The sequence below is a fragment of the Cupriavidus sp. Met-2 genome, assembly GCF_049843575.1.
Classification (GTDB): Bacteria; Pseudomonadota; Gammaproteobacteria; order Burkholderiales; family Burkholderiaceae; genus Cupriavidus; species Cupriavidus metallidurans.
Window position 1 is genome coordinate 551,778 of sequence record NZ_JBBHZL010000001.1, and the last position, 22,043, is coordinate 573,820.

21 protein-coding genes are annotated in these 22,043 nt (G+C 65.1%); 11 read left to right on the forward strand and 10 right to left on the reverse strand.

Annotated features, from left to right (window positions below; genetic code table 11):
- Positions 1-35: 35 nt before the first annotated feature.
- Together WD006_RS02555 and WD006_RS02560 are read right to left on the reverse strand one after the other, a co-directional pair.
- Positions 36-209 carry a Flp family type IVb pilin gene (locus WD006_RS02555; RefSeq protein WP_008644846.1) on the reverse strand — a complete coding sequence of 58 codons (174 nt, stop codon included), beginning with the start codon at positions 207-209 and terminating at the stop codon, positions 36-38.
- A gap of 91 nt (positions 210-300) precedes the next feature.
- Positions 301-474 carry a Flp family type IVb pilin gene (locus tag WD006_RS02560; RefSeq protein WP_008644847.1) on the reverse strand — a complete coding sequence of 58 codons (174 nt, stop codon included), beginning with the start codon at positions 472-474 and terminating at the stop codon, positions 301-303.
- Positions 475-1,567: 1,093 nt separating this feature from the next.
- Here WD006_RS02560 and WD006_RS02565 point away from each other — a divergent pair.
- The 3 genes from WD006_RS02565 to WD006_RS02575 are packed head-to-tail and all read left to right on the forward strand — an operon-like array spanning position 1,568 to position 5,122.
- Positions 1,568-2,824, forward strand: coding sequence for a glycosyltransferase family 87 protein (locus WD006_RS02565; RefSeq protein WP_286879666.1), 1,257 nt, complete (start codon positions 1,568-1,570; stop codon positions 2,822-2,824).
- Position 2,825: 1 nt separating this feature from the next.
- Positions 2,826-4,064 (forward strand): glycosyltransferase family 87 protein, encoded by a 1,239-nt coding sequence (locus WD006_RS02570; RefSeq protein WP_286879667.1) that lies wholly within the window; start codon positions 2,826-2,828, stop codon positions 4,062-4,064.
- 41 nt (positions 4,065-4,105) lie between these two features.
- On the forward strand, positions 4,106-5,122 hold the full coding sequence (locus tag WD006_RS02575; RefSeq protein WP_024570737.1) for a glycosyltransferase family 2 protein: 1,017 nt from the start codon (positions 4,106-4,108) through the stop codon (positions 5,120-5,122).
- Between the two features lie 24 nt (positions 5,123-5,146).
- Here the strand turns inward: WD006_RS02575 and WD006_RS02580 are convergent, their stop codons facing one another.
- From WD006_RS02580 to WD006_RS02595, 4 genes are all read right to left on the reverse strand, one after another.
- The gene (locus WD006_RS02580; protein ID WP_186426336.1) at positions 5,147-6,373 is read right to left on the reverse strand and encodes a glycosyltransferase family 87 protein; all 1,227 of its coding nucleotides are present in this window, start codon (positions 6,371-6,373) and stop codon (positions 5,147-5,149) included.
- A 75-nt stretch (positions 6,374-6,448) separates the two neighbouring features.
- Positions 6,449-6,895: a GtrA family protein gene (locus WD006_RS02585; protein ID WP_186426337.1), complete on the reverse strand. Its 447-nt coding sequence runs from the start codon at positions 6,893-6,895 to the stop codon at positions 6,449-6,451.
- A 34-nt stretch (positions 6,896-6,929) separates the two neighbouring features.
- Entirely contained in the window at positions 6,930-8,306 is a 1,377-nt protein-coding gene (locus tag WD006_RS02590; protein ID WP_008644856.1) for a sigma-54 dependent transcriptional regulator, read from the reverse strand.
- Positions 8,307-9,336: 1,030 nt separating this feature from the next.
- A complete protein-coding gene (locus tag WD006_RS02595) occupies positions 9,337-10,278 on the reverse strand; it encodes a LysR substrate-binding domain-containing protein (protein WP_286879668.1) in 942 nt (313 codons plus the stop codon).
- 77 nt (positions 10,279-10,355) lie between these two features.
- Here WD006_RS02595 and WD006_RS02600 point away from each other — a divergent pair, with 77 nt between their 5' ends.
- Positions 10,356-11,612, forward strand: a complete 1,257-nt coding sequence (locus tag WD006_RS02600) for an MFS transporter (protein ID WP_035881473.1) — start codon at positions 10,356-10,358, stop codon at positions 11,610-11,612.
- A 322-nt stretch (positions 11,613-11,934) separates the two neighbouring features.
- Entirely contained in the window at positions 11,935-12,723 is a 789-nt protein-coding gene (locus WD006_RS02605; protein ID WP_008644862.1) for an MHYT domain-containing protein, read from the forward strand.
- A gap of 45 nt (positions 12,724-12,768) precedes the next feature.
- Here WD006_RS02605 and WD006_RS02610 read toward each other — a convergent pair whose 3' ends face one another.
- From WD006_RS02610 to WD006_RS02620, 3 genes are read right to left on the reverse strand one after another with little or no spacing between them, the layout of a single operon-like run.
- Positions 12,769-13,305: a TPM domain-containing protein gene (locus tag WD006_RS02610; protein ID WP_011515520.1), complete on the reverse strand. Its 537-nt coding sequence runs from the start codon at positions 13,303-13,305 to the stop codon at positions 12,769-12,771.
- A 13-nt stretch (positions 13,306-13,318) separates the two neighbouring features.
- A complete protein-coding gene (locus WD006_RS02615) occupies positions 13,319-14,149 on the reverse strand; it encodes a TPM domain-containing protein (RefSeq protein ID WP_008644866.1) in 831 nt (276 codons plus the stop codon).
- A 13-nt stretch (positions 14,150-14,162) separates the two neighbouring features.
- Positions 14,163-14,765, reverse strand: coding sequence for a LemA family protein (locus WD006_RS02620; protein WP_008644868.1), 603 nt, complete (start codon positions 14,763-14,765; stop codon positions 14,163-14,165).
- Between the two features lie 399 nt (positions 14,766-15,164).
- Between WD006_RS02620 and dapA the strand changes: the two genes are divergently transcribed.
- The gene (gene dapA, locus WD006_RS02625) at positions 15,165-16,073 is read left to right on the forward strand and encodes a 4-hydroxy-tetrahydrodipicolinate synthase (protein WP_286879671.1); all 909 of its coding nucleotides are present in this window, start codon (positions 15,165-15,167) and stop codon (positions 16,071-16,073) included.
- Here the strand turns inward: dapA and hemL are convergent.
- Entirely contained in the window at positions 16,060-17,352 is a 1,293-nt protein-coding gene (gene hemL / locus WD006_RS02630; protein WP_286879672.1) for a glutamate-1-semialdehyde 2,1-aminomutase, read from the reverse strand. The genes dapA and hemL overlap by 14 nt on opposite strands.
- A 245-nt stretch (positions 17,353-17,597) precedes the next feature.
- Here hemL and WD006_RS02635 point away from each other — a divergent pair, with 245 nt between their 5' ends.
- From WD006_RS02635 to WD006_RS02655, 5 genes are all read left to right on the forward strand, one after another.
- Positions 17,598-17,768: a rubredoxin gene (locus WD006_RS02635; protein WP_008644874.1), complete on the forward strand. Its 171-nt coding sequence runs from the start codon at positions 17,598-17,600 to the stop codon at positions 17,766-17,768.
- Between the two features lie 377 nt (positions 17,769-18,145).
- Complete coding sequence (locus WD006_RS02640; RefSeq protein WP_008644875.1) at positions 18,146-18,649, forward strand: response regulator; 504 nt, start codon at positions 18,146-18,148, stop codon at positions 18,647-18,649.
- Positions 18,650-18,683: 34 nt separating this feature from the next.
- Entirely contained in the window at positions 18,684-19,052 is a 369-nt protein-coding gene (locus tag WD006_RS02645; protein WP_008644878.1) for a response regulator, read from the forward strand.
- Positions 19,053-19,129: 77 nt separating this feature from the next.
- Positions 19,130-19,672, forward strand: a complete 543-nt coding sequence (locus tag WD006_RS02650) for a chemotaxis protein CheW (RefSeq protein ID WP_008644881.1) — start codon at positions 19,130-19,132, stop codon at positions 19,670-19,672.
- A 157-nt stretch (positions 19,673-19,829) separates the two neighbouring features.
- A complete protein-coding gene (locus WD006_RS02655; protein WP_286879673.1) occupies positions 19,830-22,031 on the forward strand; it encodes a methyl-accepting chemotaxis protein in 2,202 nt (733 codons plus the stop codon).
- Positions 22,032-22,043: the final 12 nt, after the last annotated feature.

Genomic DNA, 22,043 nt, shown 5'->3' on the forward strand with positions numbered 1-22,043 from the left:
TCTCCTCGATGGCGTGTCGTGTCGGGTGACTAGGCTCAGGACAGTTCCGAGGCGATCGTGCTGAAGATGCTGCTCAGGTTCGTACCGACGAGCTGCACCGAGGCGATGATCACGACCGCGATCAAGGCGGCGATCAGGCCGTACTCGATGGCGGTGACGCCGTCGTCGTCGCGGAGGAACGCCTTCAAGCTGACGAAGTGGTTGGACATGTGGCTCTCCTTGGGAGGTGATCCGTGATGGCCGGTATCAACGGTTCGCGGCGTGGCACATGAACCGGCCACGCCGCGAACCGTCGAGCCGTCAGGCCAGTTCGGCGCCGATGAGGCTGAAGACCTTGCTCAGGTTCGTGCCGACGAGTTGCACCGAGGCGATGATCACTACGGCGATCAGTGCGGCGATCAGGCCATATTCGATGGCGGTAACGCCGTCTTCGTCACGTACGAAACGCTTCAGGTTTTGGGTCAGACGTTGCATGGTGGACTCCTTGGGTTGAAAAGCACGCTTGCGACTACGGACAGAAACTTCGAACAGACATCTGTGATTTCAGAGCGGGAGGAAGCGGCAGGACGGTGGCGCGCAGATCGCGCAGCAATGAAATGGCCAACGGCCAGCGCCGACGCTTGCGCCGTGAGGGCAACGCGCCTGCAGCCGTCGCTCGGCGGAGGCATGGATGCACCGTGCCGCGTGTTGGGCGTGGCTTGCGCGAACCATGCAACGGTAGGGCACGCTGCCGCCGCTGCGAGCGGCGGAGATGCGACCCATGGTCCGATGCATTCTCACGAGCTGACCGATAGCTGGCATGGTGTTGCTCCCCGAATCTTTGTTCTTCTGCCGGCGGCGAACAGCTCGCTGGCAGTTGCGGCTTACCGTGAGTGACGGTGCCGCAGGCTGACATAGGCAATCCGTGGGCCAGCCCTGATGAATTCGTTGTCCCACAAGGCTTTGCGGGGAGGCCCGCCTGGCGGGTGCTGCGGCGATGTGGGCGGAATGCCGCGTTTCGGGCCCGCGTCGTTGCCAGCCGGAAACGCTGGGCCCTGATTTATTTTGGATGAGCCCACCGGCGGGTCAGCCCCAGTATGAATGGATCGCCGACATCACTAGGTCGGGCGGATGTGTCGCTCATCCAAAAGAAGTAGTCAGGTGCGGCGCATTACGCAGACCGTTCGCCCTGGAGGATGACAACCGTGGATGCATGACTGCGCGATGCCTGCGCCGGCCCGACTGATGGATGAAGCGGACCCTGCGGAGGGCAACGTTTCCGAATGGAAACGCGCGTGGTTGCCTGCGTTGCGGGGCGGCACGTGCGCTGGCATCGCGCGTCGCCCGCAATCGCTTGTGCGACGCCATTCTCCACCTCTAATCCGCGCGTGATTCAGGAAGGAAACATCGCGCGCACGGATCGCGTTTTCCGGGGCGCCGGCTCGTTCTCGACCCCTTGGGGCGCCTTGCGCTAACGCGCTCGCGTGACAAGACTTAGGCAACACCAGGCGTTGCCGACGTTCGGACAAGACCGCGGCATGGCACCTGCAAGAACATAAGGCAAGAACACAAGGGAACGGGGTGAGTCATGAGTCAGGAAGCAGTGCGGGCGGACACGGGGAGGCAAGGCGGGGCGTGGCTGGATCTGGATCGCGCCCGCGTCTACAGCGCGGCCGTGCTGTTCCTGTTCATGGTGTTGATGGTGACGTGGGCCTGGTACACCGAGGGCTTCACCGATAGCCACGTCAGTCGTCCGGGTACAGATTTCGCCGTGTTCTGGAGCGCATCGTATCTGGCGCTGAGCGAGGGGGCAGTGCGGGCCTACGACGTGGCCAGGCACCTGGAGGTGATGGCGACCTACGGGCCGCTCGACATCGGCAACACTGCCGTCCTGCCGTGGCTGTATCCGCCAACGTTCCTGCTGGTGGTCCTGCCGCTGGCCACATTGCCGTTCGCGTTCAGTTACGTGCTGTTCATCGCCGCAAGCGCCTATGCCTACCTGTGCGCGATTGGCGGGCTGGTCGGAGCCGGCTCCATGCTGCGGCGCGGCTTGTGGCTGCCGGTGGTGGCGTCGCCGGCCGTCCTGGTCTCGGTCATCCTCGGGCAGAACTCGCTGCTGACGGCGTCGCTGGTCGGTGGGGCGATCTGCCTGCTGGGCAAGCGGCCGGTTCTGGCCGGCGTCCTGATCGGGCTGCTGGCCATCAAGCCGCAGCTGGCATTGCTGATTCCGGTGGCGCTGATCGCGGGTCGCCATTTTCGTACTTTGGCGAGCGCCGCCGCCACGGCGGCGATCTTCGCGGCGGTCAGCGTCGTGATCTGCGGCTGGGAGACGATTCCGGCATTCCTGAACAGTGTCGCGTGGGCCCGCGCAAATCTTGTGGAAGGCACGCCGGAAGGGTGGTACGGCATGCCATCGGTGCTGGCCGCCGCGCAGCTGTCAGGGTTGAACCGCGCTTCGGCCTACGCCGTGCAAGGGCTGGCAGCGCTCGCCGCCGCGGCCGCCGTCGTCTATGTATGGTCCCGCACGCGCGAGGCGCCACTGTGCGCCGCCGTGCTCGCCGCCGCCGCGTTGCTGGCCACGCCGTATGTCCGTCACTACGAACTGACGTGGCTGGGGATCGCGGTCGCGGGTCTCGTCGGCGATGGCATTCGTCATGGCCTGTCCAACCGCGAGCGCCTCTTGTTCCTGGTGGCGTGGTGGTTGCCGATCTTCGAACAGATGAACCCCAAGCTCGGAATGCCGCAGATCGGCCCCGTTATCTCGGCATTGCTTGTGATCGTGGCCGTTCGTCGGACCATGGCCCGCACTGCGTCCGCGTCGGTGCCGGCGCCGGTGGGAACCTGACATGGCCACGCTGCAGGCTGCCGCGCGCCGGGCACGGGACGATGCGTCACGCTCGCATTGGCTCGATGCCAGCCGGTTGCGGCTCTATTCGTGCGTGGCGATTGCTTGTTACGCGCTGTACTTCGGGATCTGGCTGTTCCGCGCCTGCGTGCTGAAGGTACCGGGCGTATTCGCACCGGGTGGCGATTTCGTCGTGTTCTGGAGCACGGCGAAGCTGGCGCTATCCAGTGGGGCGGCCGCGCCCTACGATCTGGGCGCGCTGCGGCATGTGGAACTCTCCGCGGTGCCCGGGCTTGCCATCGGCGATGGTGTGCTGCCCTGGCTGTATCCGCCCATGTCGTTGTGGTTCGTACTGCCGTTCGGGCTGGTGCCCTATGGACTGGCCACGTTCGTGTTTCTGGTGGGTGGCGTTGCCTGGTTTGCGTGGGCGCTATGTCGCACGTTGCCATGGCGCGATGCCCGGCTGGCGGCGATTGCGTTTCCCGGCATCGTGGTGGTGCTGGCCACCGGACAGAACTCGCTGTGGCTTGCGGGCTGCGCCGGCCTGGCACTGACGTGCCTGCGCTCGCGTCCGTTGCTGGCCGGGGTGCTGCTGGGCGTGGTGGCGATGAAGCCACAGCTCGCGCTGATGGTCCCGGTGGCGCTGCTTTGCGCGCGCGCTTGGCGTGCGCTGGGCGCCATGGCTTGCACGACGCTGGTGCTGACGGTGGCGTCGCTGCTGGTGTTCGGCTCGGAGCCCTTCGCCGCATTCCTGCGCAACGCCGCCATGGCGCGCGAGTCGGTGGAGCAGGGCTCCGCACTGATGGCGCGGATGCCAACGGTGTTTGCCTCAATGAAGCTGATCAGTGGCGGCTTGCTGTTGCCTTACGCGATACACGGTCTGGTGGCAGCGGCAGCGCTGGCGTCGGTGGTGTATGCGTGGTCCCGGCCCTGCAGCTTCGCGCTGCGTGCCGCCGTACTTGTGGTGGCTGGGTTGCTGGTGCCGGCCTACCTGTATGACTACGACCTCGTGTTCCTCGGGCTGGCAATTGCCTGGCTCGGCGCGCACGGCCATCGCGCCGGCTGGTTGCGGGGCGAGCGGGAGTTGCTGGTGCTGCTGTGGCTGATGCCGCTGTGGAGCCGTGTGACAGGTCCGGAGATCGGATTCCAGCCGTTGCCGCTCGGGCTTATGCTCGCGTTGGCGCTGGGCGTCTGGCGAATCCGGCTGGAAAGGATGGACAAGGCATCGTTCAATGCCTGATGACGGAGCGCGCGGCAACGCGTGCCGGGAGGAAAGAGATCATGGCCGACTATGACAACATCCAGCTCCTGTCGCTGGTGGTGCCGTTCTACAACGAGGGCACTGCGCTGCAGACGTTCTTCGACCGCGTGGTGCCGATCCTTGAGTCGGTGCCAGCGACGCGTTTCGAGATCGTCTGCGTCAATGATGGCAGTGCCGACGACACGCTCGCGCGGCTCGTCGACATCTCGCGGCGCGATGGCCGCATCCGTGTGATCGACCTTACGCGCAACTTCGGCAAGGAGGCGGCATTGACCGCGGGCATCGACGAAGCATTCGGTGACGCGGTAATCCCGATCGACGCCGATTTGCAGGACCCGCCGGAGCTGATTCCCACCCTCGTCGAGAAATGGCGGCAGGGCGCCGAAGTGGTGCTGGCGCAGCGTGCCAGCCGCGCCAGCGATTCGTTCCTGAAGCGTGTCACCGCGACGGCCTACTATCGCGTGCATAACTGGCTGTCGGACCTGAAGATTCCGGAGAACGTCGGGGATTTCCGGCTGATGGACCGCGCCGTTGTCAACGCGCTGAAGCAGTTGCCCGAGCGGCACCGTTTCATGAAAGGGCTGTTCGCCTGGGTTGGCTTCAATACGGTAGTCGTCCAGTACGAGCGCGCGCCGCGCTGCGCCGGGGAATCGAAGTTCTCAGGCTGGCGGCTCTGGAACCTGGCGCTCGAAGGCATCACCAGCTTCAGCACGTTGCCGCTGCGAAGCTGGACGTACGTCGGGTCGTTCATCGCCATGATCGCCTTCTGCTACGGCACGTTCATCGTGGCGCGCACGCTGATCCTGGGGGTCGACGTGCCGGGTTATGCCTCCGTGCTGTCGCTGCTGCTGTTCTTCGGTGGCATCCAGCTCATCGGGCTGGGCGTGCTGGGCGAGTATATCGGCCGCATCTACGACGAATCGAAGGGCCGCCCGATCTATCTGGTCAAGCGCCGCTACCAGGAGCGCCGTCCGCAAGGCCGCGCTGTGGGCAATGGCCGCGTCATCCCGATCGCGGCGGCGGCCAAGCGGCACTGAGAGCTTTTGAAGCTGCCCTTCCGTTCAGGATTGGGCGGTGCTTCTCGCGGCTTGATGACGCAGGACGATCAGGCCAAGGAGGCACACCAGCACGAGGGGCGTGAGTTGCGGGACGTGGTCGATGAAGAAGGGGCTGAGGCCCTGCATCGGCGCGAACCAGGTGACGATCAGCAGCAGGCGCTCCCATCCACGGCTGCCAAAGCGGATCATGTCGACGCAGAGCAGGGCCACGGGAATGGCCAGCCACGCAAGGTCGTAGTAGATCAGATAGGGCTGCGTGAGCAGGGTACCAACCACGAGCGTGGAAGCGCTCAGCGCGAGCCGAGGCCTGGTGCACCATACCCACACGCATGCCGCGATCGCGCAGAGCGCCACGGCGGCATGCACGCTGTTAGCCAGCGGAATGCTGGCACCGGCCACGTACAGCACACCAAAGACCGTCGGCGCGCCGCGCAACGTGTCGATGTTCACGGCCACTGTTTCCCGGAACATCGCCAGGCTGTGCAGGAACGCCGGGTAGATGTCGACGCCGAAGGCCATGACAGTCAGGCCGACGAACAACGCAGAGCATCCCGCCGCCGCAGCCATTGTGGTCCAGCGCCGCTCGCAGAGGAGCATCAGGGGAAACAGCACGCCGAGCTGCGGCTTGACGCAAAGCAGCGCAATGCAGGCCCCCGCAGCCACCGGGTGACGACGCATGAGCCAAAGCGCGCCACCCGCGGCTGCCAGGGTGTACAGCGAGTTCTGACCCGAAATCAGCGTGGTCCAGACTCCTGGGAATGCGAGCGCGGGAACGAACCAGTAACGGTGCAGATGGCCGACCACGGCGCGCAGATAGCCCAGATACAGCGCGATGCCCGTCAGCGCGAACAGGACAAGCGCCATGCTGAAAGGCAGCGCGGCAAGCGGGTAGATCATCAGCAGGAACGTGGGGGGATAGGCGAACGGACCGAATGTGTTCGGCAGTAGCGGTGTCTTCGCCACGCGCAGCAGTTCCCAATCGTAGGCAGCGACCGCGCCATGCATCTGCGCGAGTCCCGAGGCGCACCAGTAGACGACGAAATCCCAACCCAGACGCGGCACAGTCGGATTGGCAATGACCGAGTGGCCGTACCACCACGCCGTGACCACGACGCATTCGAGCACCAGCAAGGTGGCGGCATACAGGCAGATGCGTCCCGGCGTGAGCCAGCGGACAGGGGTGGCGCTGTCGAGCGAAGCCGTCTTGGGCGTGTCGGTGGCGGCTGGCATGGGGGCTCCTCGAGGTGATGCGGATGGCCGGCCGGGCCAGGCACGCCCGCCCGGTGGCATGGTGTGGCTGCGCGGTCAGCGATACGTCCAGGTCCGGTGCAGCACGAACGTGACCGCCGGCACCACCGACAGGATCGCGGCGAGACCGGCCCAATAGCCAAGGCCAAGCGCCTGCGCGCCGGCAGAGATACCAAGCGTCAGGCCCAGACCCAGCAGCGATACGATCAGAAAGCGCACGTAGCTGTCACGCGTGGGGATAGCGCCGAAGCTCCACAGCGTATTGAGCAGATACGACGCGATATTGGCGACGACGAACGCCACGCCGTTGGCGCCCACCTGCGAGGCATGGAGCAGGTAGATCAACGGGGTGGCCACCGCCACGTGGATGCCGGTGGCGATGACGCCGGATACACCGAATCGAAAGAGCCGGACCAGTGTGTCCCGCGCGGGCAGGCGATGCCAGATGGCATGACCGGCGGGCTCGCCTGGCTCGTCTCGGGAGCGGGACTGGACTTGCAGCATGTTCGAACTCCGCGTCGTGGATCGACACCAGCCTTCAGTTCTGCACGCAGACCAGTCCCACGTTGCCCTTCCGCACTTGCAGCTTGTAGTCGCGCATGAGCCGGAACAACGTGACTCGCGAGATGCCAAGCTCGGCCGCCACGTCGATCAGACGTTCGTGGTGGCGTTGCAGGGCTTCGAGGATCGCGGCCTGCTCGGCCGCTTCGCGAATCGCGGCCAGCGTCGGCGGCTTGCTTTCCACGGGTGTGTCGAGTTCGAGGTCGGAGGGCTGGATGACCCCGTTCTCGCACATCGCCGCGGCAAGGCGGATCCGGTTGAGCAGCTCGCGCACGTTGCCTGGCCAGACATGGGTGGTGATGGCGCGCAGGGCCATGGGCGAAAAGCCACGGATGTGCTCGGGCGAGTCCTTGCGGACGGAATCCAGGATATGTTCGGCCAGCAGCAGCACATCGGAGCCGCGTTCGCGCAGCGGTGGCTGCTTGACGCGCAGCACGCACAGGCGGTGAAAGAGGTCGCCACGGAACCGTTCGGTCGCCACGGCGGCTTCGAGGTCGACGTGCGTGGCCGAGATGACCCGGACATCGACGGCGACGGATTCGGTACCACCCAGCCGTTCAATCCGGCCTGTTTCCAGGAAGCGCAGCAGACTGGTCTGGCTCTCGAGCGGCATGTCGCCGATTTCATCCAGGAACAGCGTGCCGCCTTGCGCGATCTCGATCCGGCCCGGCTTGCGCTTGGTCGCGCCCGTGAAGGCGCCACGCTCGTAGCCGAACAGTTCGGACATCAGCAAGGTGGGCGGGATGGCCGCACAGTTGACTGCGACGAACGGCTGGTTGGCCCGGCGCGAGGCGCGATGGATGGCCTGCGCGGCGAGTTCCTTGCCGGTGCCGGATTCACCGGAGATCAGTACCGGCGTGTCCCACCGCGACACCTTCTCGATGCTGCGGAACAGCGCCTGCATGGCATTGCATTCGCCGATGATCCCGTGCGGGCGCGTCAGCGGCACGGCTGGCTGCTCGCGGCCCGGCCGCAGGGCTGCCATGCCAACCGCGTGTCCGAGCGTCCGGCTCAGCTCGGCCATGTCGAACGGCGCCGTGTAGTAGTCAATGAAGTACAGGCCGAGCAGCTTGCGCGCGGTGTCCGTCAGCTCGTCGGCGCAGCTGATCGCGCCAATCCAGCCGATCTGGCGCGTCGCCAGCCAAGGCTCCATCAGTTCGAGATCGGCATCGCTGAAGCCGCTCTGGAAGTCGAGCAGGCCCGCCGAGAATGGTCCGTCGAGCGGCAGCGCGGCCAGATCCTCGAGGCTGTTCGCGAACACCAGCTTCCAGCCGTGCTGCGATAGATAACGGCACAACGACGCGTCGTGATGCCTGGAGACATACAGCAACGGGCGGTTGACATAGTGACTCATTTTTTCCCCCAGCCTTTTTTTGTTTTTCCCGCTGCGCGGCGAGGCGCCATGGACGCCTTCGGCCACGTTGCTCAAGGGAGAAGGGGGATGCTGGAACGCTGGAGGCAAGCCTGCCCGGCGCGACTGCGCCCGGCTGCACGTCACGAACCAAAGCGCAACCCATGCCGCCTGGTAGTGATCGTGACTAACCCCCGGATTCCGGCTGTTGGATTCGCCGATTCCCGTTTTCCCGCAAGCATTTTCCCGGCCGGCCTTCCGGACTGACTGCTTACCCCAATAGGCCGCAAACTACGAAAAGAAACCCCGGGACTATGACGTCGTGGTGGCACCCGGCTGTTGCGCCAGATGCCACCACGCGGATTGGATCCGCGCATCACTGCGTCGGTCCATCGCTTATTTGCGGATCGAATTGCCTGGGAGCACTCCGGCGCCGCACGACTGACCCGTCCCTGGAATCAGCCCTTTGACGGGAATATAGTCGTGGATCTCTCAATCTCGCTAAGCACATGATTTTTAAGGATTTTCATTTTTGTGCGTGGAAATTGCAGGATGGCGTCGCAAAAAGTGTTTCGTTGATGAAACCTTGGCGCGATTGATGATCGGCAGGCGCACGGCGTTCGCCCAGGGGCTAGTCCCCATAATTGATTAGCCCATATGCTCGCCATTGCATGTTTTTACCCCTCGACGGGGGTGTTTAATACGATCAGCACGTTTCTCTGGAAGTCATTCTGTAGAAAAATTTCATGGGACTGATGTCTCTCTTCTGATACTTTTCTGGACGACTTGCCTTGAGATAAGTCTTGGCCTGGGACCTGCGCCAGGGAGAATCCGGAAGTTGCTGAAACTCATTCTCGATGCCGAGCCCATTTCATCGGGAAAATATCGGCTCCAGTCCATCGTTTGGTCTATTTTTCTCACTTGCCCTCGCCTTTACGGATGAGTTCGGAGGGGTAAGGGACGCATTTGCCAGTTTCGGAGTCAGATGGTTGCAATTCTGAAACTGGCTATCCAACTAAATGCGCAACCTGTTTCACAATTGAGAGTCATTTTCCGGCGCAATGCCGGCAATCTGCTCCTTGAGCCAGGCATGAAAGCGCAGGATCGCCTTTTCGCGCGGATTGCCTTCGCGCCAGGTCACCCAGTAATGCAGGCTCGATGGAATCCGCGTGGTGCCGATCTGCACGAGTTGTCCGCTGGCGATGTAGTCGTGCGCGAGCTGCGCGCGAGCGGTGGCCACGCCCAGGCCGGCCACGGCCGATTGCAGCATCAGGCCGGCATCCTGGAAGATCGGCCCCCGCACGGGTTCGTCGGGCGGCAGGCCGGCCAGCAGCAGCCAGTCGCGCCATGGCCGGAGCGCGAAACGCAGCATCGGCAGCCTGGGCAGGTCCGCCACAGTGAAGCCCGGATACCGCGCCAGCAGCGCAGGGCTGGCCACGGCGATCACGTAGTCCTCGAGGAGGTTGTGGCATTCGAAGCCGGGAAGGTCCACGCGCTGGTGCCAGATGCCGACGTCTACCGCGTAGGGGTCGGGCGGCGAAATCTCCGCATGCAGCCGCAGATGCAGATCGAGCTCGGGCGCCTGTGCGTGCAGGCTCGGCAGCCGGCGGATCAGCCAGGCGTTGGCAAGGTCTGCCATCACACTGACCTGCAGTTGCACCACGGGTGGGCCTGACACGCTGCCGGCTTCCCGCAGGGCCGATTCAAGCTGGTCAAGCGCGCCGCGCACCTGTTCGGCCAGGCGCGTGCCGGCGCTGGTCGGCGTCATGTTGAGGCCAGTGCGCTGGAATAGCTTGGTGCCAAGGTTGCTCTCGAGCGCGCGGATGTGGTGGCTGATGGCGCTATGCGTCAGGGCCAACTCCTCGGCTGCGCGGGTGAAGCTGCGGTGGCGCGTGGCCGCCTCCAGTGCGCGAAGCGCCTGAAGCGGGGGCAGATGGGGGGAGCGCGAGTGACGCGGGGGGCGCGAATCGGTCATGGTCGTCAAATTCTACTCACAATTGCCGCAGGTATCTTTCGCTGGTCTTGCACCATGCCGGTGACGACAATGCATGCATGACTGCATCCACTACCAATCCGGCCACTGACATGGCCTCCCAGCCTAACCATGCGTCTGGCGCGCGCTGGCGCGTGCTGGCGTTCTTCTCGCTCGGCTTCCTGGTCTCTTATGTGTTCCGGGGTGTCAATCTCGGTTTCGCGCCCTATCTGACGCGCGAACTGGGACTTACCGCAGGCGATCTCGGGCTGCTCACGAGCTTCTATTTCCTCGGGTTTGCCTGCGCCCAGTTGCCGGCCGGCATCCTGCTCGACCGCTTCGGCCCGCGCCGTACCGAGGCCGTCATGCTGATGTTGGCCGTGGCGGGCTCGCTCGTGTTTGCCTGGGCGCCGGGGATGGTGGGGCTTGCTGCCGGGCGGGCGATGATCGGCGTGGGCGTATCGGTCTGCCTGGGCGCCGCGATCCAGGCGCTGTCGATGTGGTTTCCGCTGTCGCGCATGCCATTGCTGAACGGGCTGGTCATGGCCATCGGCGGGCTGGGTGCGGTGGTCGTGGGTGCGCCGCTGTCGTGGCTGCTGTCATGGACCGACTGGCGCACCATCAGCGCCGGCATGGCCGTCATATCGTTCGGCATGGCCGCGCTGCTCTGGTTTGGCGTGCCCGACGTGAAGCGCCAGGGCAAGGAGAGCTTTGCCGAACAGTTGCGTGGCACGCGGCAGATCCTGAGCAGCGAGCGCTTCTGGCGCGTGGTGCCGTTGACGCTGCTGAACCAGGGCATTTTCCTGGCGGTGCAGACGCTTTGGGTCACCGCGTTCATGCGCGATGTGCAGGATCTGGGGCCCGGCGAGAGCGCGCGTCTGGTGTCGGTGATCGGGTTTGCGATGATGGCCGGTTGCATCGGCGCGGGCTGGGCCGCGCGTCACCTGGAGCGCCGTGGCATCAGCCTGTATGCGCTGGCCGGCTCCGGCATGATCGGCTTCATCGTGATCCAGTTGCTGCTGATGGCCCGGCTGCCATTCCTGCCGCTGGGGCTGCTGTGGGCGCTGTACGGTGTGTTCGGCTCCACCGGCATCCTGACGTACGCGCTGCTGGCGCGACGCTTTCCCGACGCACTGATTGGCCGGGCCACCACTGCCATGACGCTGACCGTGTTCCTGGCCACCTTCGTGTTCCAGGTGGGCATCGGCTTCGTGCTCGATTTCTTCCCATTGAATGGCGACCGTTACCCGGCGTCGGCGCACCTGATGGTGTGGGCCGGGCTGGTGGTGATCCAGGTGCTTGCTGCCATCTGGTACTTGATGGAAAAACGCTCCTGAGCGTTCTCCGGGAGGCGCCGATCTTAACGCCCCGTTGGCGCCTCGAAACCTCCGGCCGCAGCGGTTTTTCTGGCGTCCGGAATTACTCGAAATGGGTTATTGGCGTGCTCCCGCACGCCCGCCATACTCCCCCGGACGGAGCGTCCGCGCGGGGGCATCCGCAGTAAGAAATCATTAAGAAAGGGCCACTGCAGTCCTTATCCTCGCGCGCATCCGCCGCATCACCTGCTGTCGACGCATTGCATTCCCAAGATGTCTTTGCCGTAACAACGACGCCTTCGCCCGAAGGCGGAAAACAGTCGGTGTCCTACGAGGGGTCTACATGTTTAACGGATTTGCAGCCGTCCCCGGCGCAGTCGTGCCGTATTCGTACAACTGGCTCATGGTGGGCCTGTCCTTCCTGATCTCCGCGTGCGGGGCCTACGTGGCGTTGCGATGGTGCCGGGGTATCCGAAAACCGAACGGCCGCCTGGATGTGGATCGCCTGATGTGCGCGAGCGTCGCGCTCGGCGGTGGCGCGGTCTGGGCGATGCACTTTATCGGCATGGTCGCGTATCAGACGCCGACCCATATGGAATTTAGCCTGCTGGTCACGCTGGCTTCGCTGTTGGCCGTGATGGTGTTTGCCGCCGCCGGTCTGGCGAAGGCATCGAGTCCCACGGGTAATCCCCTGACCAATACGATCAAGGGCGGCGTGCTGACGGGCACCGGCGTGGTGGTGATGCACTACACCGGCATGGCCGCGATTCACACCAACAGCGTGTTCGAGTGGGATCTGTTCATCGTGGCGCTGTCCGCCTTGATCGCCATTGTCGTGTCCGCGGTCGGCCTGTGGCTGGCCACCAACGTGAAGACCGTGGCGCAGCAGATCGGCGCCGCGCTGGTGATGGCCGTGGCGGTCTGCGGGATGCACTACACGGGCATGACGGCGGGCACCATGATCTGCACCGGCCGCACCTACTCGCCGACGCTGCTCGCGCTGGAAGGCGACAACATGGGTTATGCGGTCTTCGCGCTGACAGCTGTGGTGCTGATTTTCATTCTGGTGATCGAGGCGACGCGCAGTGGGTCGCAATCGGTTTCGGTGGTGTCGGCCAGCGGCCGCCGCTGATGCGCAACGCGGGCGGGGCATGGCTCCGCCCGGTTGCGTGACAGGTCAGAGCACGATCGGTCGATCGTCGAGTTCGTTGGGATTGTTGCCACCACTGGCCGGGAAATGGCGCGTCAGCAGCGTGTGAATCTGCGCGATGGCTTCGAGCACCGGCTCCACCGACACGTTTCGCGCCAGGCCTTGCGCCAGATGGGCGCAGATGTCATGCCAGGCCTCGGGCTTCACGCGTGCGTCGATGCCGCGATCGGCCAGCAGTTCCACCGCATGGTCGGCCAGGTTGATGTACAGCAGCACGCCGGTATGGTCCTCGGTGTTCCACACTTCGAGTGCGCCGAACAGCGTGCGGGCGCGGGCGCGCGGCGTCACGCCGCGCCAGGCCAGCGAGAGGGGCAGATTGGCCTCGATGACGACGCGCACCTCGCCGCGATGATGCTGCTCGCCCGTGTGCACGGCCACCTGGAGCTGGTGCCGTGCCTCGTCGGGAAACGCCCTGCGCGCGACGCTGTGACCCGTGCCGATATGCCGCAGCGCGCGCTTGAGCGACTGATGAAACGGCGGACGCGGATGGCTGGCCTTTTTCATGATGGTCTCTCCGTTACCAGTTGCCGGATGAGCCGCCGCCGTCGAAGCCGCCGCCGCCACCGCCACTGAAGCCACCGCCGGAGTCGCCTCCGCCGAAGCCACCGCCACCGCCACCTCCACCGCCCCAACGGCGGCCGATTTCGTAACCGGTCATGCCGCCGAGCCCGCCGGCGGTGACGTCGGGCCAGCCGCGCCGGCCGGTGACGACATGCGGGCCGCGGCTACTGCGCAGGATGGCGGACAGGAAGAAGAACACGATGATCGCCAGCGGGAAGAGCACCGGCAGCCAGTTGGCCACGTTCTCGGTGGGCGTCTGGCGCGCGCGGTTGGGCGCGGCCAGTCCTTCCTTGTCGATCAATGCCTGGATGGCGGAAATGCCGGCGGAGAGTCCGCCGTAGAAATCGTTTTGCCGGAAATGGGGAGCCATCACGTCCTGAAGGACGCGATTCGACATGGCATCGGTCAGCGACCCCTGCACGCCACGGCCCACTTCGATGCGCATCCGCCGCAGTCCGGGCGGATTGTCCTTGGCGATCAGCACGATCACGCCATCGTCGACGCCCTTGCGGCCCGCGCGCCAAGCGTCCGCCACGCGGATGCTGTAGGCGTCGATCGTCTCCGGCGCGGTGGTCGGCACCATCAGCACGAAGATCTGGCTGCCGCGCTGCTGCTCGTATTCGGCCAGCACGTTTTCGAGCGAGCTGCGCTGATCGGCGCTCAGCGTCCCGGTCAGATCGGTCACGCGTTGCGTGAGCGCGGGGACGGCGACGAAGCCGTCCGCTGCCCATGCCGGGAGCGCCAGCATCAGCGCCAGGAACCAGAAAACGACGGCCTTGCGCATCATGATGGTCGTGGTATCAGAACTTCACGGCGGGCGGCGTGGAGATGGCCTTCTCGTTCTCCACGGTGAACGACGGCTTGACCGGGTACTTGAAGATCATCGCCGTGAGGTTGGTCGGGAAGCTGCGTGCCAGCACGTTGTAATCCTGCACGGCTGCGATGTAGCGCTGGCGCGCCACCGTGATGCGGTTCTCGGTGCCTTCGAGTTGCGATTGCAGGTCGCGGAACGAGGCGTCGGCCTTCAGCTGCGGGTAGTTCTCGGAGACGGCCAGCAGGCGCGACAGCGCGCTGGTCAGTTGTCCCTGGGCCTGCTGGAACCGCGCGAAAGCCTCGGGATCGTTGAGGGTCTCGGGCGTGACCTTGATGCTGGTGGCCTCGGCGCGTGCCTTGGTGACGGCTTCAAGCGTCTCGCGTTCGTGTGTGGCGTAGCCCTTGACCGTGGCGACCAGGTTCGGAATCAGGTCAGCGCGGCGCTGGTACTGGTTAATGACCTCGCCCCATGCCGCCTTGACGGCTTCGTCCTTGGCCTGGAAGTCGTTGTAGCCACAGGCGGAGAGCAGGCTTGCCAGCATGGCGATCGCCAGCCAGCGGAACAGGGCGGTGGAAGAGGCAGCGCGCATCTAGGGCTCCGGCAAATGTCAGGGGTCGATAACGTTGAAGTGTAGCGCAGGGTGATTGCCGTACATTGTCAAAAGCTGTCAAGGCGCCACGCTCCGGCAAGCGGGCAGGGCGCTGGATTGGTATCCGGGCACTTGACCACGCCCGCCGTGCCGGCTAGATTCTCCCCCATGCCGCGCGTATCCAATGCCTCCACGACTCGCATCGCCCTCCAGGGCGTGGGTCAGGCCGCGCGCGCCAAAGCCAAAAAACAGTCGCTCGTCTGACCGGAGCGCACTGTTCCGTCAGATGGGCGACGGAACAGTACCGGTCGAAGGGGCGATCTGCCCGCGTTTGCATTCCCCGTGTCCTGCCGCGTCGCGCTCTGACGGTTTCCGAATCGGTCGATCCGGAGTCCTTTCATGCAGAACACGCAGTCCCATCCTGGTTTTCGCGGCATCTGGCTGCCGCTCGTGACCCCTTTTCATCGTGGCGAAGTCGATTTCGACGCCTTGCAGCGTCTGGTTGGCCACTTCAGCGTAACGGGCATCACCGGCTTCGTCGTATGCGGCAGCACTGGCGAGGCGGCTGCGCTGGAGGAGCCCGAGCAACTGGCTGTGCTCGACACGGTGCTCGAATGCGCCAACGGGCTACCGGTGATCATGGGTCTGGCTGGCAACCATCTGGGCCATGTGCTGGCACGCCTGGGCCGCTGCAACGAACGGCCGCTGGCGGGCGTGCTGGCCCCCGCGCCGTACTACATCCGTCCGTCGCAGGACGGATTGCGCGACTACTTCCGGCGACTGGCAGATGCCTCGCGCGCCCCGCTCGTGCTCTATGACATTCCGTACCGAACCGGCACGACGCTGACGCTGGAGACGCTGCTGACGCTGGCTGATCACGGCAATATCGGCGCGATCAAGGATTGCGGCGGCAATGCCCTGAACACGCAGGCGCTGATCGCCGATGGCAGGCTGGCGGTGTTGGCGGGAGAGGATCACCAGCTTCTTGGCACGCTGGCGTTGGGCGGGCAGGGCGCGATCATCGCTTGCGCGCACTTCCATCCGGAGCGGTTCGTGGCGATCTGGCGCGCCGTGTCCGAGGGTCGGCTGGACGAGGCGCGCCGCTTGTTCTACGCATTGATGCCGCTGATCCAGACGCTCTTCGCGGAGCCGAACCCGGGGCCGATCAAGGCGCTGCTGGCGCGTCAGGGCTGGTTGCGCGATGAGCTGCGCGCGCCGATGACCCGCGCATCGCCGGAACTGGTGAACCAGCTCGCGGCGATGTTCGATGCGATGGATACCGTGAGCGGGGCGGTCAGCCAGCCTTGAAGGCCTTGGCGGCGGCAGCCACCGTCGCCTCGATGATCGCATCGTCATGCTTGGCCGAGACAAAGCCGGCCTCGAAGGCCGATGGCGCCAGGTAGACGCCTTCGGCCAGCATGGCATGGAAGAAGCGGTTGAAGCGGCCCACGTCGGCCTTGGTCACCTCGGCGAAGCTGCCGGGCACTTCGTTGGTGAAGTAGATGCCGAACATGCCGCCGATCGCGTCCGCGCAGAATGGCACGCCAGCCTCGCGGGCGGCCGCGGTCAGGCCGTCGGCCAGCTTGCGCGTCTGCGTGGCCAGGCGGTCGTAGAAGCCCGGGGCCTGGATCAGGCGCAGCGTGGTCAGGCCGGCGGCCACGGCCAGCGGGTTGCCGGAGAGCGTGCCGGCCTGATAGACACCACCCAGCGGCGCAAGCTTGGCCATGATGTCGCGCCGGCCGCCGAACGCCGCCGCCGGCATTCCGCCGCCGATCACCTTGCCCAGGCAGGTCATGTCCGGCTTGATGCCGTAGTGCGCCTGCGCGCCGCCAAGCGCCACGCGGAAGCCCGTCATCACCTCGTCGAAGATCAGCACGCTGCCGTGTTCGCTGCACAGGTTGCGCATCGCGGTCAGGAATGCCTCGCTGGCGCGCACCAGGTTCATGTTGCCGGCCACCGGCTCCACGATCACGGCGGCGATCTCGCCCTTGTGGCGCGCGAACGCTTCCTCGAGCTGGGTGACGTTGTTGTACTCCAGCACCATCGTGTGCCGCGTGACATCAGCCGGCACGCCCGCCGACGACGGCGCGTTCTGCGTGGTGTCGGCAAACGTCAGCAGGCCCGAGCCGGCCTTGACCAGCAGGCTGTCGGCATGGCCGTGGTAGCAGCCCTCGAACTTGATGATCAGGTCGCGGCCGGTGAAGCCGCGTGCCAGGCGCAGCGCGCTCATGGTGGCCTCGGTGCCCGACGACACCAGGCGCACCTGCTCGATCGACGGCACGAGCTTGCAGATTTCCTCGGCCATGTCGATTTCGGCCTCGGTCGGCGCGCCGAACGAGAAGCTCTGGGTGGCGGTCTCCTGCACGGCGCGCACCACGTCCGGATGCGCGTGGCCGACGATCATCGGGCCCCAGGAGCCGATGTAGTCGATATAGCGCTGGCCGTCGGCATCCCACATATAGGCGCCCTCGGCGCGGGTGATAAAGCGCGGCGTGCCGCCCACCGAACGGAAGGCGCGGACGGGCGAGTTGACGCCGCCGGGAATGGTCTGCTGGGCGCGATCGAAAAGCTGCTGGTTACGGGACATGGGAATCTGGCTGAAAAGGATTCAGGAGGAAAAACATGCGTCCGGCCGGGGGCCGCGTCGGCTTCGAAATGCTCAAAATATGAGCAAATCGGGTGAATTGCGTGCCGTTCGGGCGGCATCTGCACGCTAACATGCGCGAACGCAAACGAAACTGGTGTGAACGCGCCGGGGCATGGGTGGCGTCATCGGCGCTGATTCGGTACCATCTGCGCTTGATTTTAATGGAGACTGGCAAGAGCCTGCATATGGAATACAAGACTTGGATGTGCCTGATCTGCGGCTGGATTTACGACGAAGCCGCTGGCGCGCCGGAAGACGGCATCGCCCCGGGTACCAAATGGGAAGACGTGCCCATCAACTGGACCTGTCCGGAATGCGGCGCGCGCAAGGAAGATTTCGAGATGGTGGCGATCTGAAGCCATTCGCCGTAACCGTTTCCCGTCGCGGGAAAGAGACAGTTCGACAGGCCGGGCCGGAAGCCCCGGATTGACGGCCTAACTATGAATTGTCACACTTTGCGGCAAAACTGCACCCCGGTCCGGCCTGCGCACGCAGGCTGAGCGCGGTGGTATGCAGCTACAAGAATAAAAGGAGCCGCCAGGTCAAGGCGGCTTCCAGCAAGGCAGGCGCGAGCAGTCAGAACGCGCCGCCGGACCGGCCGGGTAGCCGGGTTTGTTGATTGGGAAAGTTGAAATCGGGGGCCGCCGGCACGCCATGGGTGATGCCGTGCGGGAGTTCTCAAGTGAATGCCGGCGTCCGTGCTTCTCTGCGGGCAGTTGGTCGCGGGAACAACATGCGGGTCACGCAAACAGAAATAGACAGCAAGTCTGTCGACGGGGTCAGAATCGGTGCCGATGCCGGCGCCGACGAGGCATCTGCGGTGTCGGGCCGCAGGGTGTCGGGCAAGATTCTTGTCATCGACGACTCCAGCACCATCCGCCGCACGGCGGAAATCTTCCTGACGAACGCTGGCTATCAGGTCATGCTGGCCGAGGACGGATTCGAGGCGCTCGCCAAGGTTGGCGACCTGCGCCCGGACGTCATCTTCTGCGACATCCTGATGCCCCGTCTGGACGGCTACCAGACCTGCTCTCTCATCAAGAAGAGCCCACGCTTCCACGCCATTCCCGTGATCATGCTGTCGTCTCGCGACGGCGTGTTCGACCGTTCGCGCGGCAAGCTTGTCGGCGCGCATAACCATCTTGCCAAGCCCTTTTCCCGCGAAGCCCTGCTGCAGGCCGTCCAGTCCTGCCTGACGGGTTGCGTGGCCGACGAGGGTGCGGCCGTGGCGGCCTGACAACCGGCCGCCCGAAGCATCCAGGAACAAGACAATGACCATCAGCAAAATCCTTATCGTCGACGATTCGCCCACCGAAGCCCTGTTCATGTCCGACCTGCTCGGCAAGAAGGGCTTCAAGGTTTCCGTGGCCGGCAACAGCGACCAGGCCATGGCCCGGCTCGAGGCGGACGCTTTCGACCTGATCCTGATGGATGTGGTGATGCCGGGTCAGAACGGCTACCAGGCCACGCGCGCGATCAAGCGCGACGACCGCTTCAAGGACATCCCCGTGATCATGTGCACCAGCAAGGGCCTGGAAACCGACCGGATCTGGGGCATGCGGCAGGGCGCGTCGGACTACGTCGTCAAGCCGGTGGACAGCGAGGAACTGCTGTCGAAGATCGCCGCGCTGGCGAACTGAGCCAGCCAGCCCATCAGCAAGCGGGCAACGCGCTCCGGCACCACTGCCCCAAGGTTTCACCTACCGGTATCCCCATCATGAACGCGCCGCGCCAAGACCTTCGTGCCCGCCAGACCCGCCTGCAGGATTACCAGGCCATGCTGGCCCGACGTCTGCGCGACGCGCGCAACCTGCCGGCCGTCGATAGCTACCTGGGTGTGGTGGTGGGCCAGCGCAACTGGCTGCTGCCGTTGCTGGAAACCGGCGAGGTGATCGAGATGCGCCAGCCTGCCGGCGTGCCGCTGACGCAGCCCTGGTATCGCGGCCTGGTCAACGCGCGCGGCAACCTGCTGGGCGTGATCGATTTCGCCATGTTCTGTGGCGACGGCCCCACGCCGGTACAGCCGGGCAGCAAGATCGTCGTCCTGTCGCGTCACGTCGAACGTGCGTGCGGCATCATCGCCACGCGCGTGCTGGGTCTGCGCCATGCGGCGGATCTGACGCCGGCTCAGGGTGAGGAACCCGAAGGCTGGCAGGGCTTGCGCTTCGCGGACAGGGAGGGGCGTGGCTGGCAGGTGCTTGATATCGGGCAGTTGCTGGCGTCGCCTGTGTTTCTGCAGGCCGGCCGTACCGTGGCTTGATCAGCGGAATCTGGAAATGAAGCCGTTTCAGAATGAAGCGCAGTGGTTCTGGCTGGGCGCGGGGCCGCAGACAGTACAAGTGGGTTGGCAAGGCCCCGCAACGACGCCGGAATCATTCTGAAGCGGCTTCATAATAACGAACGAACAGAGGGTTGCTATGGGTATCAAGAAGATCGGCCTGGGTCGCCGCACCGCAGCCGCGGGCGCTGCCGCAGAAGTGGCGGCGCCGGGTGGCGCCGCGTTTGCGGCGGCCGGCGCGGCCAGACAGCAGGGCGGCCTTGGCCAGACCCCTGTCGAGATGATGTCGGGCTGGCTGATGCGGATGCCGTTCTCGGCGCAGCAGCGCGCGCTGACCGTGGGCGTGGTGGTGTCGCTGTCGGCGCTGCTCGCCTCCGTGTACCTTGATAACCGGCAGGCCAGCAACGGCGCGGCGCAGATCGAGGTGACCGGCGACATGCTGATGCACTCGCAGCGTCTCGGTAAGGCGGTGCCTGTGGCGCTGCTCGGTAACGCCCAGGCGTTCAAGCAGCTGCGAGAGTCGAAAGAGCAGTTGACCACCGACATGCTGGCGCTGCAGAACGGCAGCGACGAGAAGCATGTGCGGGCCACGAGCGGGCCGGGCGAGCCGCTGCTGGAAAAGGCGATGGGCTCGTGGAAGCGTTCCGAGAAGAGCGCCGCCGACGTGCTCGCCCAGCAGGCCATTCTGACGACGATCGGCCAGACGCTGCAGATCTTCAACGCGTCCAACCCCGAACTGCTCGAAGCCGCCGAACAGGTGGCGGCCATCAAGCTGCAGTCGGGTGCCAATACACGTGAGGTGGCGGCTTCCGCTCAGCTGGTGATGCTGACGCAGCGTCTGGGCAAGAACCTCAACGAGTTCCTCTCGGGCGAAGGCGTCAACCCTGAAACCGCGTTCCTGCTTGGCAAGGACACCAACACGTTCCGCGAAACACTCGACGGCCTGATCAACGGCTCCGAAGCGCTGCGTCTGACCGCCGCGCACGATGCCGAGACGCGCAGCTACCTGCAGCAGCTTTCGCAGCGCTTCGACGCCGTGCAGAAGACCACGCAGACGATTCTGCAGAACCTGCCTGGCCTGATCGCCGCCAAGCGCGCCCAGCAGCAGATCTTCAACGACAACGAAGCCCTGCGCGGCGAGTTGTCGGCGTTGCAGTCGGCCTATGCGCAGGATGTGCGCTTCCGCCCCTGGACACTGGGCGCGATGGTTATCTCCGCGCTGGCCACGCTGCTGTGCCTGGCCGGTCTCGCGGCCCTCTACCTGCGCGACTCGCGCGTCCGGGCGCTCGAAGCCGAGGCGCGCGAGCACGAAGCCGAAGCGCGCCGACTCGATGAAAAGCGCAACAACGACGCCACCCAGAAGGCCATTCTGCAGCTGATGAATGAGCTGCAGGACATTGCTGACGGTGACTTGACGCGTCAGGCCACCGTGACCGAGGACATCACTGGCGCCATCGCCGACTCGGTGAACTACACGGTGGAAGAACTGAAGGAACTGGTGGGCCGCGTGCAGCAGACCGCTGGAGACGTGCAGCACGCCTCGACGCAGGTGCAGGAAACCTCGGTGCAACTGGCCACCACGACCGAGCAGCAGTCGCGCCAGATTCGTCAGACCGGCGAATCCGTGGTGGAGATGGCGGACCGCATCACGCAGGTTTCACGCGGTGCGGCCGAATCGGCCAACGTGGCACGCGCATCGCTGGCCGCGGCGGAGCAGGGCCAGCACGCCGTGCAGAACGCGATCGCGGGCATGAACGGCATTCGCGAGCAGATCCAGGAAACGTCCAAGCGGATCAAGCGTCTGGGCGAATCGTCGCAGGAGATCGGTGAAATCGTCGAGCTGATCTCGGACATTACCGAACAGACCAACGTGCTGGCACTGAACGCCGCCATCCAGGCGGCTTCCGCAGGCGAAGCCGGCCGCGGCTTCTCGGTGGTGGCGGAAGAGGTGCAGCGTCTGGCCGAACGTTCGGGCGAGGCAACCAAGCAGATCGGCGCGCTGATCCGCACGATTCAGACCGACACCCAGGACGCCGTGCACGCCATGGAGCAGAGCACGCAGGGCGTGGTCGAGGGCGCGCGCCTGTCCGATAACGCGGGTGCCGCACTGGTCGAGATCGGTCGCGTGTCGCGCCAGCTCGCCGAGCTGATCGAACAGATCTCGCAGACCACATCGCACGAAGCGGGCCTGGCCACCAACGTGGCCCGCCACATCGACGGCATCCTGCAAGTGACCGCGCAGACCACCGCCGGCACGCGCCAGACCGCCGCGTCGGTGCGCCAGCTGACCGCACTGACCGAAGAGCTGCGTAACTCGGTATCGCGGTTCAAGATCGCCTGACGGCCGCCCGCA

Excerpts from the sequence above, each read along its gene's own strand:
- WD006_RS02635 (WP_008644874.1), top strand. The coding sequence starts at position 17,598 with ATGGAATACAAGACTTGGATGTGCCTGATCTGCGGCTGGATTTACGAC.
- WD006_RS02560 (WP_008644847.1), bottom strand. The coding sequence starts at position 474 with ATGCAACGTCTGACCCAAAACCTGAAGCGTTTCGTACGTGACGAAGAC.
- hemL (WP_286879672.1), bottom strand. The coding sequence starts at position 17,352 with ATGTCCCGTAACCAGCAGCTTTTCGATCGCGCCCAGCAGACCATTCCC.
- WD006_RS02570 (WP_286879667.1), top strand. The coding sequence starts at position 2,826 with ATGGCCACGCTGCAGGCTGCCGCGCGCCGGGCACGGGACGATGCGTCA.
- WD006_RS02605 (WP_008644862.1), top strand. The coding sequence starts at position 11,935 with ATGTTTAACGGATTTGCAGCCGTCCCCGGCGCAGTCGTGCCGTATTCG.
- WD006_RS02595 (WP_286879668.1), bottom strand. The coding sequence starts at position 10,278 with ATGACCGATTCGCGCCCCCCGCGTCACTCGCGCTCCCCCCATCTGCCC.
- WD006_RS02565 (WP_286879666.1), top strand. The coding sequence starts at position 1,568 with ATGAGTCAGGAAGCAGTGCGGGCGGACACGGGGAGGCAAGGCGGGGCG.
- WD006_RS02640 (WP_008644875.1), top strand. The coding sequence starts at position 18,146 with ATGCGGGTCACGCAAACAGAAATAGACAGCAAGTCTGTCGACGGGGTC.
- WD006_RS02575 (WP_024570737.1), top strand. The coding sequence starts at position 4,106 with ATGGCCGACTATGACAACATCCAGCTCCTGTCGCTGGTGGTGCCGTTC.
- WD006_RS02645 (WP_008644878.1), top strand. The coding sequence starts at position 18,684 with ATGACCATCAGCAAAATCCTTATCGTCGACGATTCGCCCACCGAAGCC.
- WD006_RS02590 (WP_008644856.1), bottom strand. The coding sequence starts at position 8,306 with ATGAGTCACTATGTCAACCGCCCGTTGCTGTATGTCTCCAGGCATCAC.
- WD006_RS02610 (WP_011515520.1), bottom strand. The coding sequence starts at position 13,305 with ATGAAAAAGGCCAGCCATCCGCGTCCGCCGTTTCATCAGTCGCTCAAG.
- WD006_RS02650 (WP_008644881.1), top strand. The coding sequence starts at position 19,130 with ATGAACGCGCCGCGCCAAGACCTTCGTGCCCGCCAGACCCGCCTGCAG.
- WD006_RS02585 (WP_186426337.1), bottom strand. The coding sequence starts at position 6,895 with ATGCTGCAAGTCCAGTCCCGCTCCCGAGACGAGCCAGGCGAGCCCGCC.
- WD006_RS02620 (WP_008644868.1), bottom strand. The coding sequence starts at position 14,765 with ATGCGCGCTGCCTCTTCCACCGCCCTGTTCCGCTGGCTGGCGATCGCC.
- WD006_RS02555 (WP_008644846.1), bottom strand. The coding sequence starts at position 209 with ATGTCCAACCACTTCGTCAGCTTGAAGGCGTTCCTCCGCGACGACGAC.
- WD006_RS02600 (WP_035881473.1), top strand. The coding sequence starts at position 10,356 with ATGACTGCATCCACTACCAATCCGGCCACTGACATGGCCTCCCAGCCT.
- WD006_RS02580 (WP_186426336.1), bottom strand. The coding sequence starts at position 6,373 with ATGCCAGCCGCCACCGACACGCCCAAGACGGCTTCGCTCGACAGCGCC.
- dapA (WP_286879671.1), top strand. The coding sequence starts at position 15,165 with ATGCAGAACACGCAGTCCCATCCTGGTTTTCGCGGCATCTGGCTGCCG.
- WD006_RS02655 (WP_286879673.1), top strand. The coding sequence starts at position 19,830 with ATGGGTATCAAGAAGATCGGCCTGGGTCGCCGCACCGCAGCCGCGGGC.
- WD006_RS02615 (WP_008644866.1), bottom strand. The coding sequence starts at position 14,149 with ATGATGCGCAAGGCCGTCGTTTTCTGGTTCCTGGCGCTGATGCTGGCG.